Below are 14,300 nucleotides of genomic sequence, written 5' to 3'. Positions count from 1 at the left end.
GCCAGCATTTTGCCTCGGGCTTCCTTCAGATTCGCAGTCGCCCGCGACACCCTTGCCTCCGGCTAACACTTCCCCTTGCCGGGTGTGTAGAGGACTTTCACCTCCAAGTCACCCGCTCGGCCACCACCGCCAAGCAGGTTGCGCTTACGCGCAACGCGCCATGCCTGGCGCACAACAAAAAGCCCCGACAAGTCGGGGCTCTTGGTCAATCAGCCATCAGGCTCAGCGCTTGGCAGTTTCGCCAACCACCGCAGCTTCCTGCTTGTCGGCCATCAGCGAGGCGTAGTACTTCTCGCCCTTGGCCGCATCGTACATGCCTTCCCAACGGGAAATGACCAGTGCCGCCAGGGCGTTGCCGATCACGTTCAGCGCAGTACGCGCCATGTCCATGATGCGGTCGACACCGGCGATGAAGGCCAGGCCTTCCAGCGGGATGCCAACGCTGCCCAGAGTAGCCAGCAGCACCACGAACGATACACCCGGCACGCCAGCGATGCCCTTGGAGGTGACCATCAGGGTCAGCACCAGCAGCAGCTGCTGGCTCCACGACAGGTCGATACCGTACAGCTGGGCAATGAAGATGGCCGCGATGCTCTGGTACAGGGTCGAGCCGTCGAGGTTGAAGGAGTAGCCGGTCGGTACCACGAACGAGCAGATCGACTTCGGCGCGCCGTACTTTTCCATCTTCTCGATCACACGCGGCAGCACGGTTTCCGAGCTGGAAGTGGAGTAGGCCAGGATCAGCTCATCTTTCATGATGCGCATGATCTTGATCACCGAGAAGCCGAACAGGCGGGCGACCAGGCCCAGCACCATGAAGGCGAAGAAGGCGATGGCGAAATACACCAGCAGCACCAGCTTGGCCAGCGGCAGCAGCGAGCTGAAACCGAAGTTGGCCACGGTCACGGCGATCAGGGCGAACACGCCGATCGGGGCGTAGTTCATGATCATGTGAGTGACCTTGAACATGGTTTCCGAAACGGCCTGGAAGGTACGCACCAGCGGGTCGCGCAGCTCTGCCTGCAAGCTCGAAAGGCCCAGGCCGAACATCACCGAGAAGAAGATGATCGGCAGCATTTCGCCACGCATCAGCGCTGCGAAGATGTTCGACGGGATCAGGTTGAGCAGGGTTTCGATGAATGCGTGCTCATGCTGCACTTCGGCCGCAGTCGCCTGGTACTTGGAGATGTCCACGGTACCCAAGGTGCTCATGTCGATGCCGGCGCCCGGGTGGAACAGGTTGGCCAGCACCAGGCCCACAACGATGGCGATGGTGGTCACCACTTCGAAGTAGAGGATGGTCTTAAGGCCGATGCTGCCGAGTTTCTTCGCATCGCCAACCCCGGCGATGCCCACGATCAGAGACGAAATCACGATCGGGACGACGATCATCTTGATCAGGCGAATGAAGATGTCACCGGCGGGCTGGAGGACGTTACTGATCCACCAGGCCTTTTCCGCACTGAAGTGGTTCAGCAGCGCGCCGATTGCAACGCCAAGCACCAGACCGATAACGATCTGCCAGGCGAGGCTCAGTTTTGCCTTCTTCATGTCTTTACCCTTTGTTCTAGTGGTCATGGCACCGATGGAAAGGCGCGTAACAGAGCCGTTGGCCAGGTCACGGGCAGCAGATGCATCCATCCGGCGACTTCATGTAAGGACACCGCAGGCGAGCGACAGGGCGCTCAGGCCAGCGAAAAAGGCGGCAACTATTGCGATGGCAAGGGGGGAAATCTAATGCCGGAAACGCATGACCCATGCCCATAATGCATAACGTTTTCGACCAACTCGATAGGTTCGCAAGTGCTTGATTTATAACGTTCGGAATCCCGAACAAGACCAAACCGCCATATTTCGGCAGATTTGACTGTAGGAAAAGGAGACAGAAGATGGCTTGTTCGACAATCCGAATGGCCGAAATGTCACTTGTACAAGCATCAGGGGATTTGAAAAAAAGTTGATGTACGGTCAAGACAAAATGTGTCTCGGAGGAAAAAACGCGCAAGGGAAGCGGCGTTTCGATATGGCTCCTCGGAAGTCAGGTCTGGCCAGGTGCCCCTATGACACCGCCGACCTGATACTTCCGATTCCGCCTTTCCTGACCCGGCCCATTGCTGGAGGCACTCCCTGTACCCCTAGGCCACTCCGATCCGGTAACAATCAGAACAGCCCGGCCCCTTGGTCATGTGCTGCCCCTCCTCGGGGCGGCGCATCATAGAAGGCTGAAATATAGAAAGGTTCAGCTTCTATTACGTGACAGTGCGTAACCTTTCGTCCGTACCGCCTGAAAAAGCTCAGTACCAGTTCGGGTCACGCTTGAGCTGCTCCTGCAGCATTGCCTTCATGCCGTCGTCCGGCTCGCCCAGCCACCGGTATTGCGCATGGCGGGTAGGCGACTTGTCGCTCGGCAACCCCTCGGGTACTTCGACGAGCATGCCGTAGGCATCTTCCTTGTCCCAGCTGAACGCCACGATCAGCCGCTTATAGGTACATTTTTCCTGAGCCTCGCACAGCGGGCCAACCAGGTATTTGTCGCCGTCCTCCGTAACGGCAGACATCTGTTGCTCGGCACTGCCGGTCAGGTTGACCACCCAGTCGGGCAGGCGTTCCTCGCCTTTGATCGCGTCCTGCCAGGCTTGCCGGTACTCAGGGTCCGACCCCAACAACTGGTCGGCCCGGACCTGGCCGTCATTGGCCGCCATCGCCGCTGCACTGCCACCCAGAAGCAGGGCGGCAGCCAGGGCAGTCGGGAGCATCCTGCTCATTTTCAACCTCGACCGCGTCCGAAGAAGAAGGAAGCTACGAACAGGACCAGGAAGACGATGAACAGAATCTTCGCAATACCTGTGGCAGCGCCGGCGATACCACCGAAGCCCAGAACGGCAGCGACAATGGCGATGATGAGGAAAGTGATAGCCCAGCTCAGCATGGTGTTTCTCCTTTCTTTTTCAAAACAGTCCGGCTCAGAACACCCAACGGTCCTGAGGCACGACATGTTCCAGAGTGGCCGGCGACGCGGCGTGGGTATCAGAAGGCAACGGCTCGGCTGCCTTGACGAAATTGTTTGTACGGGTCGACTGAATTTGCGCCAGCAGGGCGGTCTGCGCCGCTACCTGATCCGCAAGCCGCGCAGTCTGCAAGCTGTAATAAAACAGCCCGGCTGCCAAGGTCAGCAGCAGCGCCATGCCGAGTGTCAGCATCTGGCGCAGGGGCAGTGCGGCGACTTGCGAACGGTTGACGGATTGGCGATTCATGCCGGCTCCTCCTGCTGTAATTTTTGTTCAAACCTGAACAGGTAATTGCAGCCTGCATGCCAGCCTGCCGAATAAAATAAAATCCTTAAAAATCAATAGCTTACATAAGCGGCGTAGTGCACCTGAGGACGTATCCTGCACGATGGCACCCAAGCGCTCGTGCGAATTGCACGATCAGCCCTCGACCTTGGATGCTATTTTGAGCATGTCGGCATCCACCCCGCGCACGCCGATGATCTGGCGGGCGATCTCCTGGGCGATGGTCTTCTGCTCTGCACTGACGACTTCACCCGACAGCCGCACCATGCCTTCTTCACTGGCTACCTTGAGGTTCAGGCCATCCAGATTGCGACTGAAGCGGTAGCTGTTCTGGATCTTGTCGACGATCCAGCTATCACTGGGTTGCGGCCCGGTTGGCGCCCCGACCGGGGTTTCCCTGGCCTTGGCCATGGCAGCTGTATCAAGGCTGACAAGGTTGTTGACCAGGTGCACTCCATCGGTGGTCCGTGCCACCACACCCGCCAGTTCCTTGGCCTCGACACTGTCGACCCTGCCGCGAAGCGTCACCACGCCTTCACTGCTCTGGACTTCTATAGGCGCTTTCTCAGTGGTACGGCTCCACAACAGCCGTGCACGAATCACTGCTGCCAGGGTGGCATCCTCCAGGCGCTGGGCGTAGGCACGCAGCTCCAGCGGGCGCTCCACCAACTGGGCATTGACCTGCAGCTGGTTATCCACCTGCTCGATGCCCCGGGTGGCCAAGGCAACATGTTCGGCCAGTTGGCGTTCGACGTCGTTTTCTACCTCGCCGACAAGCCGCGCCTGTTTGCCCTCCACTTCGACCTTGATGCGGAACGGGTTGAGCATGCGGTTTAACGAAAGGGCGGTTTGCAGCGCGCCTTCAAGGCGGGCGTCTTGCACCGGGTCGGCAAACGCCGGGTTGATCAAGGGCAGCAAAACAGCAGCCACAACGGCTGTACGAAAGGAAGTGGACATGGCGAAGCCTCCTTTTTGTAGGCAAAAGCTGAAAATCGTCGCAACCAATGTGCCACCGCATGTCTCTAAGCAAATCATCGGAATATCGCGGCGTTCCGCCGTTATTTGGCCATTGGCTAGCATGCAAAGGACAGAATCCTTCAGAATTGACCATGCAACTTGCCCGATTTTTCCCACACTAATTGAAGATCTACCCTAAGGAGCGCAGGAAAATGGAATCAGCCCAGGACAACCAAGGCCGCATTCTGCTGGTGGATGACGAGTCCGCGATCCTGCGCACCTTCCGCTATTGCCTCGAGGACGAGGGCTACAGCGTGGCGACGGCAAACAGCGCGACTCAGGCCGAATCCTTGCTGCAGCGTCAGGTATTCGACCTGTGTTTCCTCGATTTACGCCTGGGGGAAGACAACGGCCTCGACGTGTTGGCACAAATGCGTATTCAGGCGCCTTGGATGCGGGTGGTAATTGTCACCGCGCACTCGGCCATCGACACGGCCGTCGACGCCATCCAGGCCGGCGCCGCCGATTACCTGGTCAAGCCCTGCAGCCCGGACCAGTTGCGCCTGGCCACCGCCAAGCAGCTGGAAGTGCGTCAGCTTTCGGCGCGCCTGGAAGCCCTGGAAGGCGAAGTGCGCAAACCCAAGGACGGCCTCGACTCGCACAGCCCGGCGATGATGGCGGTGCTGGAAACCGCCCGCCAGGTCGCCACCACCGACGCCAACATCCTCATCCTGGGCGAGTCGGGTACCGGTAAGGGCGAGTTGGCCCGGGCCATCCACGGCTGGAGCAAGCGCGCGCGCAAAGCCTGTGTGACCATCAACTGCCCGTCGCTGAACGCCGAACTGATGGAAAGCGAGCTGTTCGGCCACACCCGCGGGGCCTTCACCGGCGCCAGCGAAAGTACCCTGGGGCGGGTCAACCAGGCTGACGGTGGCACACTGTTCCTCGACGAGATCGGCGATTTCCCGCTGACCCTGCAGCCGAAACTGCTGCGCTTCATCCAGGACAAGGAATACGAGCGTGTGGGTGACCCGGTCACCCGCCGCGCCGATGTACGTATTCTGGCCGCGACCAACCTCAACCTCGAAGAGATGGTGCGCGAAAGCCGCTTCCGCGAAGACCTGCTGTATCGCCTCAACGTCATCACCCTGCACCTGCCGCCCCTGCGCGAGCGCAGTGAAGACATCCTCACCCTGGCTGACCGCTTCCTCGCCCGCTTCGTCAAGGAATACTCCCGACCGGCCCGGGGTTTCAGCGATGAAGCCCGTGCGGCCCTGCTCAATTACCGCTGGCCCGGCAACATTCGCGAACTGCGCAACGTGGTGGAGCGGGCGAGCATCATCTGCCCGCAGGAGCGTGTCGAAATCAGCCACCTGGGCATGGGCGAGCAACCTGCCGGCAACGCCCCGCGGGTGGGCGCCGCGCTAAGCCTGGATGAGCTGGAGCGCGCCCATATCGGCGCCGTGCTGGCCGCCAGCGACACGCTGGACCAGGCCGCCAAGACCTTGGGCATCGATGCCTCAACGCTGTACCGCAAGCGCAAGCAGTACAACCTGTGAAGTGGCCACCCATGAAGCTGCGCACGCGGCTGTTCCTGAGCATCTCGGCGCTGGTCACGGTGGCCCTGCTCGGGCTGCTGCTGGGTCTGGTCAGCGTGCTGCAGATGGCCACGGTGCAGCAACAACTGGTGCGCGAGACCACCCACGCCCTGGAAGTGGGGCTCAAGTTGCGCCAGAATCTGGGCGAGCAGCTTACCCTGATTCTCGACGAAGGCACCGCCCCGGAAAACCTGCGGCTGCTGCAGGAAAACTTCCAGGGCTTGCTCAACCAAGGGTTGGAACAAGGCGGCGAGCGCACCGGTTTCAGCAAGGCCAGCAGCCACTACCAGACCTTTCTCCAGGCTTACCGGGACAGCCCCGCGCCAGCTCGCAGCATGGCCGCCGATCAACCGCTTGGGGCCGCGTTCAACCAGGTTCGTACCGACCTGATCGATTCCCACAAACAGGCCCTGGACCTCATCACTCGCAACGAGGAAAACAGCCGTGATCAGGCCCTGCTGGTCAGCGGTGTGCTCGGCCTGATGGGCCTGGTGGTGCTGGTACTGGGTTTTATCACTGCGCACAACATCGCCCGGCGCTTCGGCCAGCCGATCGAAGCCTTGGCCAAAGCCGCCGACCAGCTGGGCAAAGGCAATTTCGACGTCACCCTGCCGGTCACCCAGGCGTCCGAACTGAACCAGCTGACCCGCCGCTTCGGCCTCATGGCAGATGCCTTGCGCAAGCACCAGGCCACCAATGTCGATGAACTGCTGGCCGGCCAGCAGCGCCTGCAGGCCGTGCTCGACAGCATCGACGATGGCTTGCTGATCATCGACCGCCAGGGCCGCCTGGAGCACCTCAACCCGGTAGCCCATCGCCAACTGGGCTGGAATGACAGCCGGGTTGGCAGCAGCCTGGCCGAAGCCCTGCAGCGACCAGAGCTGGAACACCAGCTGCGCCAGGTGCTGCGCGGCGGCAGCCTGGACCGTGCGCCAGACGACCTGAGCATCGAGGTCGACGAGGAAACGCGCCTGCTCACCTATAGCCTGACCCCGGTCAGCCACCCGCAAGGCCCGATCCTTGGCGCGGTGATGGTGCTGCATGACGTAACCGAACAGCGCGCGTTCGAGCGCGTGCGCAGCGAATTCGTACTGCGTGCCTCACACGAGCTTCGCACCCCGGTCACCGGTATGCACATGGCCTTCGGCCTGTTGCGCGAGCGGGTCAAGTTTCCCGCCGAAGCGCGGGAAAACGACCTGCTGGAAACCATCGGCGAGGAAATGCAACGCCTGACCCAGCTGATCAACGACCTGCTCAACTTCAGCCGCTACCAGAGCGGGCTGCAGAAGCTCGAGCTGGCGCCTTGTGCCATCGACGAGTTGCTGGAGCGCGCGCAGCTGCGCTTTGACCAGCAGGCGGCGCACAAGCAGATCGAGTTGATCAATGCCCTGGAGCCGCCGCTGCCGCGCATCCAGGCCGACGTTGCGCAACTGGACCGGGTACTGGACAACCTGTTGCACAATGCCATCCGCCATACCGCCAACGGCGGGCGCATTCGCCTGCATGCCCGGCGCCATGCGGAGCGGGTGATCATCAGCGTGGAAGACAATGGCGAAGGCATTGCCTATGGACAGCAGGGGCGCATTTTCGAACCCTTCGTGCAGGTAGGCCGCAAGAAGGGTGGCGCGGGGCTGGGGCTGGCGTTGTGCAAGGAGATCGTGCAGTTGCACGGCGGGCGCATGGGCGTGTTTTCCCGGCCAGGGCAGGGCACGCAGTTCTATATGGCACTGCCGGTATGAGTTTCTCCTGTGCCGGCCTCATCGCCGGCAAGCCAGCTCCCACAGGGATAGCGCCGCACTTGGCAGCTGTGCGGTACCTGTAGGAAATTCCATGGGCTTTGGCAAGTTGCATCAGGGCTGACAGGTGCTTGCCGCTAGGTGTGCAGGGCCTGTGAGCCCAGATGCGATCCCTGTGGGAGCTGACTCAATGCTCGACCCGCCGCGGCAGCTGTCCGCGGGTCACCAGCTCGGCGAATTGCCGGGCGTTCAATGGCCGGGCAAACAGCCAGCCCTGGCCATAGTTGACCCCTTCGCTGTTCAGCAGCACCGCCTGGTCCTCGCACTCGATGCCTTCGGCAATCACCCGCAGGTGCAGGTCATGGGCCATGCGGATGATATGCGGGGCGACACCGCTGCTGGCGGCATCATGCCCTAGCGCATCGATGAACGCCTTGTCGATCTTCAGGCAGTCCACCGGCAGGGTTTGCAGGTATGCCAGGCTGCAATAGCCAGTACCGAAATCATCGATCAGCACCTGGTGCCCAACGGAACGCAGCGCCTGCAGGTTATCGCGGGCGACCACCACGTCGATCAGGCCGCGCTCGGTCACTTCGAAGGCAATCTGGGTTGCCGATACCCGGTGAAGCGCCAACAGGCGCGCCGCCACCCGGCCAATCCGCGGCACCATCACATCGCACGCCGCCAGGTTTACCGAGATGTACAACTTGGGGTGCGAGCGCAGCAGCTGCCCCAGCTGCTCGAGCACGCGCTGCAGCACAAAGTCGGTGATCTGCCGAATCTGCCCGGTGTTTTCAGCCAGCGGGATGAACAGGTCCGGGCTGGTCAGGGTGCCGTCCGGGCGGCGCCAGCGCACCAGTGCTTCGGCCCCCACGCAGCGCCGGCTGTCGAGCTCGAAAATCGGCTGATACAGCACCTGCAGTTCTCCACGACGCAAGGCGTGCTGCAGTTCCGAGCTCATCGAGCGCCGTTGCAGGATCAACTGCAACACCAGCCAGCCAATGCAACAGGCCGCGAGCACGCTACCGGGGAACAGCAGCCAGAGCATGCCGTTCATTCTCAGCGGCAGGCTTGCCCGCGGCGCAATCAGTACCAGCTGGTAATCCGGTGACTTGGTGGGCATGCGGTAGATCAGTCGATCGCTGAGTTCGAGCAGCGACTTGTCGCTGTTGGACCAGGCCGAGGGCGGCGGCCACACCTGTGGCGGGCCCAGCACGGGGATGGCGCGCGCGCCGTTGTCCAGCACCACTACCAGGCTGCCGCCCGGTGGCAGGTCCACCACATCGGTCAGGTGCCCACGGGATGTGGAAACCAGAAATTTGCCCCGACCCAGCATCAGTGCCGCCAGGTTCTCGTTCGGTTCGGTGGTGGTATTAAGCCAGTAGCTGTATGTCGGGCCTTGGATATCGGGGGCCCGCAGCGGCACGAACGCGCGCTCGTCACCCCGGTTGGAGCAGGCCACATCGCCATCTACATAGGCGGCTTCATAGATGAAGCGAGAACTCAGGCCGACTTGCTGCAAAGCCGTCAGCATTGCCGGGCTGCAGCCCCGCAAGGGCTGCGCCTGCAAAACATCCACGCCTTCGCGCAACTGGCCGAACACCTGCTCGAGGCGATCGAGAAACCGCTCGCCCTGGGCATTCATCTGTTCGCTTTCACTTTGCTTCATCTGTTGCAAGGCAATGCCGATGCTGGCAGACAGCAACAGAGCGGCGCTGGCCAATGCTGCCAAGGTGGCCAGCATCCAGGGGCGGTAGAAAATTTGGCGCAGCAAGGTGATGAGTGCTGACATCAAAGGCATCCAGTTGATTACTAAGGTATAGCAACTGAATCAATAATCACCCTCACCGTTTAGCGCCTCGCTTGGGCTGCTGCCGGCTCAACGCATCCGGTTGAGCACCTGCAACATCGCAGCGGTCTGGGCGTCAGGCATGCCGTCGAAGCGTTGTGGGCGGAAACGCATCTGGAACGCTGCAAGCGTATGGCGGGTGGCCACATCCAGCACCCCAGTCTGCTCGATGGCGTAGCCAAACCGGCGCAGCTCCTGCTGGTACCAGCCAATGCCTGGTGGGTTGACGCTGAAGTAAGCCTGCTGGCGTGCCACGGCATTGGCGTCCGGCCAGACACCCAGCCCGGCATCTGCCAAACGCTTCCAAGGGAACAACGGGCCTGGGTCCAGCTTGCGCGACGGAGCAATGTCGCTGTGGCCGATGATGTGCCGTGGTTCGATGTTGTTGCGCTTGACGATGTCCTTGAGCAGCGCGATCAGCGACTGCACCTGGGCCTCGCTGTAAGGGTGCCAGACCCGACCACTCGGCGTTTCGGTGAACCCCGGGTTGACGATCTCTATACCGATCGACGAGGAGTTCAGCCAGGTGCGCCCCTGCCATTGGCTATCACCGGCATGCCAGGCGCGGCGGCTTTCATCCACCAGTTGGTAGACCGTCGCCGGACCATCGCCGATCAGGTAATGGCTACTGACCTCACCCTGGGTAAGCAAGGCGAGGGAGCGCTCCAGCGAGGCATTGGTGTAATGCAGGACAACGAACTGGATGCGGTTGTCGTGGTTGGCGGAAGGGTGGCTGCGGTCTATCCGCAGGCCCGTGGAGCAACCTGCTACAGACAGCAGCAGCAAGGAAATCAGGGTTTTTTTCAGCGTGGAAAACACGTCGGTGGCCTCAGCGTATGAGCGCTACAGTATAACGTGCTGGCCGAGGGCGCGCTTGCCACGGGCCAGCCGCTTTGGGTCAACCCTGCTCGACGCGATTGCGCCCCTGCTCCTTGGCCCGGTACAACGCCGCATCGGCGCGTTTCAGCACCTGATCGCCGCGCTCGCCCGAACGGAACGCAGCCAGCCCGATGGAGGTGGTGATCACCACCCGTTCGCCCTTGAAGTGGAACGGGCATGCCTCGACGGCTGCGCGCAGCACCTCGGCCATCTGGGCGGCGGCGGCTGGCGGCGTCTGTGGCAGCAGCAGGACGAACTCCTCGCCGCCAAAGCGGGCGATGAAGTCACGGCCGCGCAAGCGCTTGCGCAGTTGGTCGGCGACAATCTTCAACACCTTGTCCCCGGCCAGGTGCCCGTAGCTGTCGTTGATGCGCTTGAAATGGTCAAGATCGAGGATCGCCATCGCCAGATGGCCGCCGTTTTCCTGCCATTCGAGCATTTCGCGTTCAACTCGTTCGCTCCAGGCCGCACGGTTAGGCAAGCCGGTAAGCGGGTCGAGCAAGGCTTTCTGGCGCTGCTCCTCGAGGTGCTCACGGTAGCCCAGCGCTTCTTGCTCCATGTTCGCCACCCGCTCCGACAACCCATGCAGGCGCCCCGCCAGTTCCAGCTCGCGGCGGTCACGTTCGTGCTTGTGCTCGTCCATGGTCACCAACAGGCCTTCCAGGCGGTTTTCCAGAATGTGCTTCAGGCTGTCCACGTCGGCGGCACCCTGCACGCTGCTCTGCAGGCCGTCGACGTGCTCACGCAGCTGCGTATCCAGCTCACGCGCAGCGCTACTGTTGTCAGCGTGGCCGGCGCTGGCCTCTTGCAGATGGCTCTGAAAACCCTCAAGGCGTTCGTTGATCTGCTGCAGGTAGGTTTCGAATTCGTGCTGGCCGCTGTCGTTGATTGCCAGCAGCAGCACTGCCAGGTCATCCAGTACCGGAATCAGCTCATACCAGTTCAAACCGCGGGCGACCCGCTCGCGCATTTCCAGGGCCTGGGCCTTGTGCCGCTCGGGCAAGCTGAGGTCGTCAAGCAGGCCGATCAAAGTCTGCTCGATGTGCGCGGCAACCTGACTGTACGGCGGCTCCACCGCGTATGGCAGGGCGTAGGGCCCGTCTTCACCGAAGGTTTCTTCGAGGGTTGATAGAGGCTCTGCCGAAGGTTCGTCGTCGGCGCCAATCTGTAGCGCTGGCACTTCTGCCTGTGACGGCTGCGACTGCGAGGCTGACGGCATCTCCACCGACTCGATCAATGCCGGGCCTGCTGGCTCCAGCTCGGGGTCGCGGGTAACGACCAGCGCTTCTGCGGGGGCTGATGGGGCGGGCAGTGGCTGAAGCACATCGACGTCTTCGGGCTGCAATACCCCGATATTGGCTGGTGTGGCCTGGGGATGTGTGTCGGCAGCAGCCGGCACCACCGTTGCCAGTTCTGCCTCACCTTGGCCGTCGTCCTCGCGGCTGCCGAACAAGCGCTGCAAAAAACCAGGCCGGGCTTCCTCCTCCGGCTTGCCGAGGGCGGACAACGCGCGACCCTGCAAGCCGCTCAATTCGCCCAGCAACGGCGGCAGGTCGCGTGACTGGGCAACCCCGCCGTCGAGCTTCTTCGCCAGCTTTTTCAGGGGCCGGGAGATATCGTTGGGCAGCGGCAGGCCTTGCAGCTGGCCCACCAGTGCGGTCAACGCATCGCCGACCTGGTGCATGCGGTTTTCCCGGCGCTGTTCAGAGTCCAGCACGGCTTTTTCAAGGCGCGGGATCAACCCGGCGAGGCCGGCGTCCATGTTGTCGCTGCGGATGACCTCGCGCATTTCCTTCATGCACTCGTCCACCACCTTGTCACTGCCTTCGGCAGCCAGGGTGCTGCGCACCAGGCCGCGACGCAGCAGGTCGAGACGGGCGTCCCAGCGGCGCTCCAGCTTTTCCTGCTGCTCGATGCTCTTGAGGTATTTCTCTTTCCAGCGCTCAGCGTCTTCAGTCATGCCCGGGTCCGCAAACGGTGATGGCAATTAGCTCAAAACCGGCAGCGTATCCACAGTCAATGCATCAGGCAATCGAATCTCGACGGCAACGGGAAGGTGGTCTGAAATTGGCTGCGCCAACACCTCGACACGCTCCAGCGTGAGGCTTGGGCTGAGCAGGATATGGTCCAGGCAACGCTGTGGTCGCCAACTCGGGAAGGTGGCTTCGACCTGAGGCGCGATCAGGCCCAGGTCGCGCAGCGGCGAGTGCTGCAGCAGGTCGGTGGCATGGGTATTCATGTCGCCCATCAGCACCTGATGGCGGTAGCCGCCGATCAGCTCACGAATGTAGCCCAGCTGCAGGGCGCGGGTCTTGGCGCCCAGTGCCAGGTGCATCATCACTACGATCAGCGCATCTTCGCCCTCGCCAAACCGCACCAGGATCGCACCGCGGCCAGCCGGGCCCGGCAACGGGTGGTCTTCGAGCAGTTGCGGCTTCAGGCGGCTGAGCACGCCATTGCTGTGCTGGGCGAAACGGCCGAGGTTACGGTTGAGCTGCTGATACCAATAGGGGAAGGCGCCCAGATGAGCCAGGTGTTCGACCTGGTTGATGTAGCCCGACCGCATGCTGCCGCCGTCGGCCTCCTGCAAGGCCACCAGATCGAAGTCACCCAGCAACTTGCCGATCTTCTGCAGGTTGCCGGCCCGCCCGGTATGCGGCAGCAGGTGCTGCCAGCTGCGGGTCAGGTAGTGCCGGTAGCGCTCGGTGCTGATGCCCACCTGGATGTTGAAGCTAAGCAGCCGCAGGCGACCATCCTCGGGCAGGCCCGAGGCCTGCAGGTGATGCTCGTTGACCTGCGGCTGGTGCAGGCCAATGCCACGCGTGGTTCTGAAGCGGGGCATGGGTTACGCCGCCTACTTGGCGGCGCGCTCCTTGTCGATCAGCTGGTCGGCGACGTTCAGCACGCCTTCCGGCCCGCCAGCAGTGCCCAGGTCGAAACGGTACTTGCCGTTGACCACCATGGCTGGCACACCAGTAATTTCGTATTTTTTCGCCAGCTCTTTGGCCTTCTGTACCTGGCCCTTGATGGCGAACGAATCGAAGGTCGCGAGGAACTTGTCCTTGTCCACGCCTTGGGTTGCGAGGAAATCGGCCATGTCATTCTTGTCGGTCAGACGCTTGTGCTGGTTCTGGATGGCGTCGAACACCGCCGCGTGCACCTTCTGCTCGACGCCCATGGCCTCGAGGGTCAGGAACATCTGGCCGTGAGCGTCCCAAGGGCCGCCGAACATGGCAGGAATACGCTTGAAATTGACGTCGGCCGGAAGCTTATCGGCCCATGGATTGATGGTCGGCTCGAAATGGTAGCAATGAGGGCAGCCATACCAGAACAGCTCGACCACTTCGATCTTGCCAGGCACGGACACCGGAACAGGGTTGCTCAGCTCGATATATTCCTTGCCAGCCGTGGCAGGCTCGGCTGCCTGGACGGCAGCCATACCGAATACGCTGGCAGCGACCAGCGCAGCGCTGAGAATCAGTTTACGCATGCTTTACTCCTGAGCAGTCATGGGTCACCTCGACGCGACCTGAATTGAGACAGGCCGGGAAGGGCTCGAGTTCTGTAGTGTACCGGCAGCGGACGGAAAAAAGGGCAGCCCGGCCACCCTTTCATCATTGGCCTACAACATTAACTGAAAGTTAATGCAGTGCCCTTGACGGCCCTATCGCCGGCAAGCCGGCTCCCACAGGGATGGCGCAGGGCTTGAGGGCGGCGCGGTCCATGTGGGCGCTGGCTTGCCGGCGATAGGGCCATCACAGGCGGTCGAAAGCCTCAGTGCAGGCCCTGGATGTAGCTGGCCAACGCTTCGATATCATGGTTGCTCAGCTTGCCGGCGATGGTCCGCATGGTCATCGCATCGCCATCGTTGGTGCGCACACCCTCGCGGAACTCGGTCAACTGTTTGCTCACGTACTGGGAGTGCTGCCCGCCCAGGTGCGGGAAGCCAGCCAAGGCGATACCCGCGCCGTTCGGCGAGTGGCAGCCG

Annotated in this window: 12 protein-coding genes and 1 pseudogene; 2 read left to right on the top strand and 11 right to left on the bottom strand. The window is 61.9% G+C overall.

Annotation, left to right across the window (positions count from 1 at the left end):
- Window positions 1-222 precede the first annotated feature (222 nt).
- From gltP to HP547_RS18570, 5 genes are all read right to left on the bottom strand, one after another.
- A complete protein-coding gene (gene gltP / locus HP547_RS18590; RefSeq protein ID WP_172226574.1) occupies window positions 223-1,551 on the bottom strand; it encodes a glutamate/aspartate:proton symporter GltP in 1,329 nt (442 codons plus the stop codon).
- A 743-nt stretch (window positions 1,552-2,294) separates the two neighbouring features.
- On the bottom strand, window positions 2,295-2,765 hold the full coding sequence (locus tag HP547_RS18585; protein ID WP_172226577.1) for an inhibitor of vertebrate lysozyme family protein: 471 nt from the start codon (window positions 2,763-2,765) through the stop codon (window positions 2,295-2,297).
- Between the two features lie 2 nt (window positions 2,766-2,767).
- Window positions 2,768-2,929 (bottom strand): DUF1328 domain-containing protein, encoded by a 162-nt coding sequence (locus HP547_RS18580; RefSeq protein WP_003252966.1) that lies wholly within the window; start codon window positions 2,927-2,929, stop codon window positions 2,768-2,770.
- Window positions 2,930-2,963: 34 nt separating this feature from the next.
- Window positions 2,964-3,254 (bottom strand): hypothetical protein, encoded by a 291-nt coding sequence (locus tag HP547_RS18575; RefSeq protein WP_172226580.1) that lies wholly within the window; start codon window positions 3,252-3,254, stop codon window positions 2,964-2,966.
- 174 nt (window positions 3,255-3,428) lie between these two features.
- On the bottom strand, window positions 3,429-4,250 hold the full coding sequence (locus tag HP547_RS18570; protein WP_172226583.1) for a BON domain-containing protein: 822 nt from the start codon (window positions 4,248-4,250) through the stop codon (window positions 3,429-3,431).
- Window positions 4,251-4,462: 212 nt separating this feature from the next.
- Here HP547_RS18570 and algB point away from each other — a divergent pair, with 212 nt between their 5' ends.
- The gene (gene algB / locus HP547_RS18565; RefSeq protein ID WP_172226586.1) at window positions 4,463-5,809 is read left to right on the top strand and encodes a sigma-54-dependent response regulator transcription factor AlgB; all 1,347 of its coding nucleotides are present in this window, start codon (window positions 4,463-4,465) and stop codon (window positions 5,807-5,809) included.
- A gap of 11 nt (window positions 5,810-5,820) precedes the next feature.
- Window positions 5,821-7,587 (top strand): KinB sensor domain-containing domain, encoded by a 1,767-nt coding sequence (locus HP547_RS18560; RefSeq protein ID WP_172226589.1) that lies wholly within the window; start codon window positions 5,821-5,823, stop codon window positions 7,585-7,587.
- Between the two features lie 184 nt (window positions 7,588-7,771).
- On the opposite strand, the gene HP547_RS18555 is transcribed toward HP547_RS18560, so the two are convergent.
- The 6 genes and pseudogenes from HP547_RS18555 to HP547_RS18530 all read right to left on the bottom strand — a co-directional run.
- Window positions 7,772-9,376: an EAL domain-containing protein gene (locus HP547_RS18555; protein WP_172226592.1), complete on the bottom strand. Its 1,605-nt coding sequence runs from the start codon at window positions 9,374-9,376 to the stop codon at window positions 7,772-7,774.
- Window positions 9,377-9,463: 87 nt separating this feature from the next.
- Window positions 9,464-10,252: an N-acetylmuramoyl-L-alanine amidase gene (locus HP547_RS18550; protein WP_172287048.1), complete on the bottom strand. Its 789-nt coding sequence runs from the start codon at window positions 10,250-10,252 to the stop codon at window positions 9,464-9,466.
- Between the two features lie 79 nt (window positions 10,253-10,331).
- Entirely contained in the window at window positions 10,332-12,272 is a 1,941-nt protein-coding gene (locus tag HP547_RS18545) for a GGDEF domain-containing protein (RefSeq protein ID WP_172226605.1), read from the bottom strand.
- Window positions 12,273-12,299: 27 nt separating this feature from the next.
- Window positions 12,300-13,132, bottom strand: a pseudogene (locus HP547_RS18540) (endonuclease/exonuclease/phosphatase family protein).
- A 34-nt stretch (window positions 13,133-13,166) separates the two neighbouring features.
- Window positions 13,167-13,802 (bottom strand): thiol:disulfide interchange protein DsbA, encoded by a 636-nt coding sequence (gene dsbA / locus HP547_RS18535; protein ID WP_172226611.1) that lies wholly within the window; start codon window positions 13,800-13,802, stop codon window positions 13,167-13,169.
- 284 nt (window positions 13,803-14,086) lie between these two features.
- On the bottom strand, window positions 14,087-14,300 hold a 214-nt coding region (locus HP547_RS18530; protein WP_172287047.1), incomplete at its 5' end, for a c-type cytochrome.

It is taken from the genome of Pseudomonas sp. CM27, assembly GCF_013179515.1.
GTDB lineage: Bacteria > Pseudomonadota > Gammaproteobacteria > Pseudomonadales > Pseudomonadaceae > Aquipseudomonas.
This window is presented reverse-complemented; position numbering and strand designations above follow the sequence as displayed.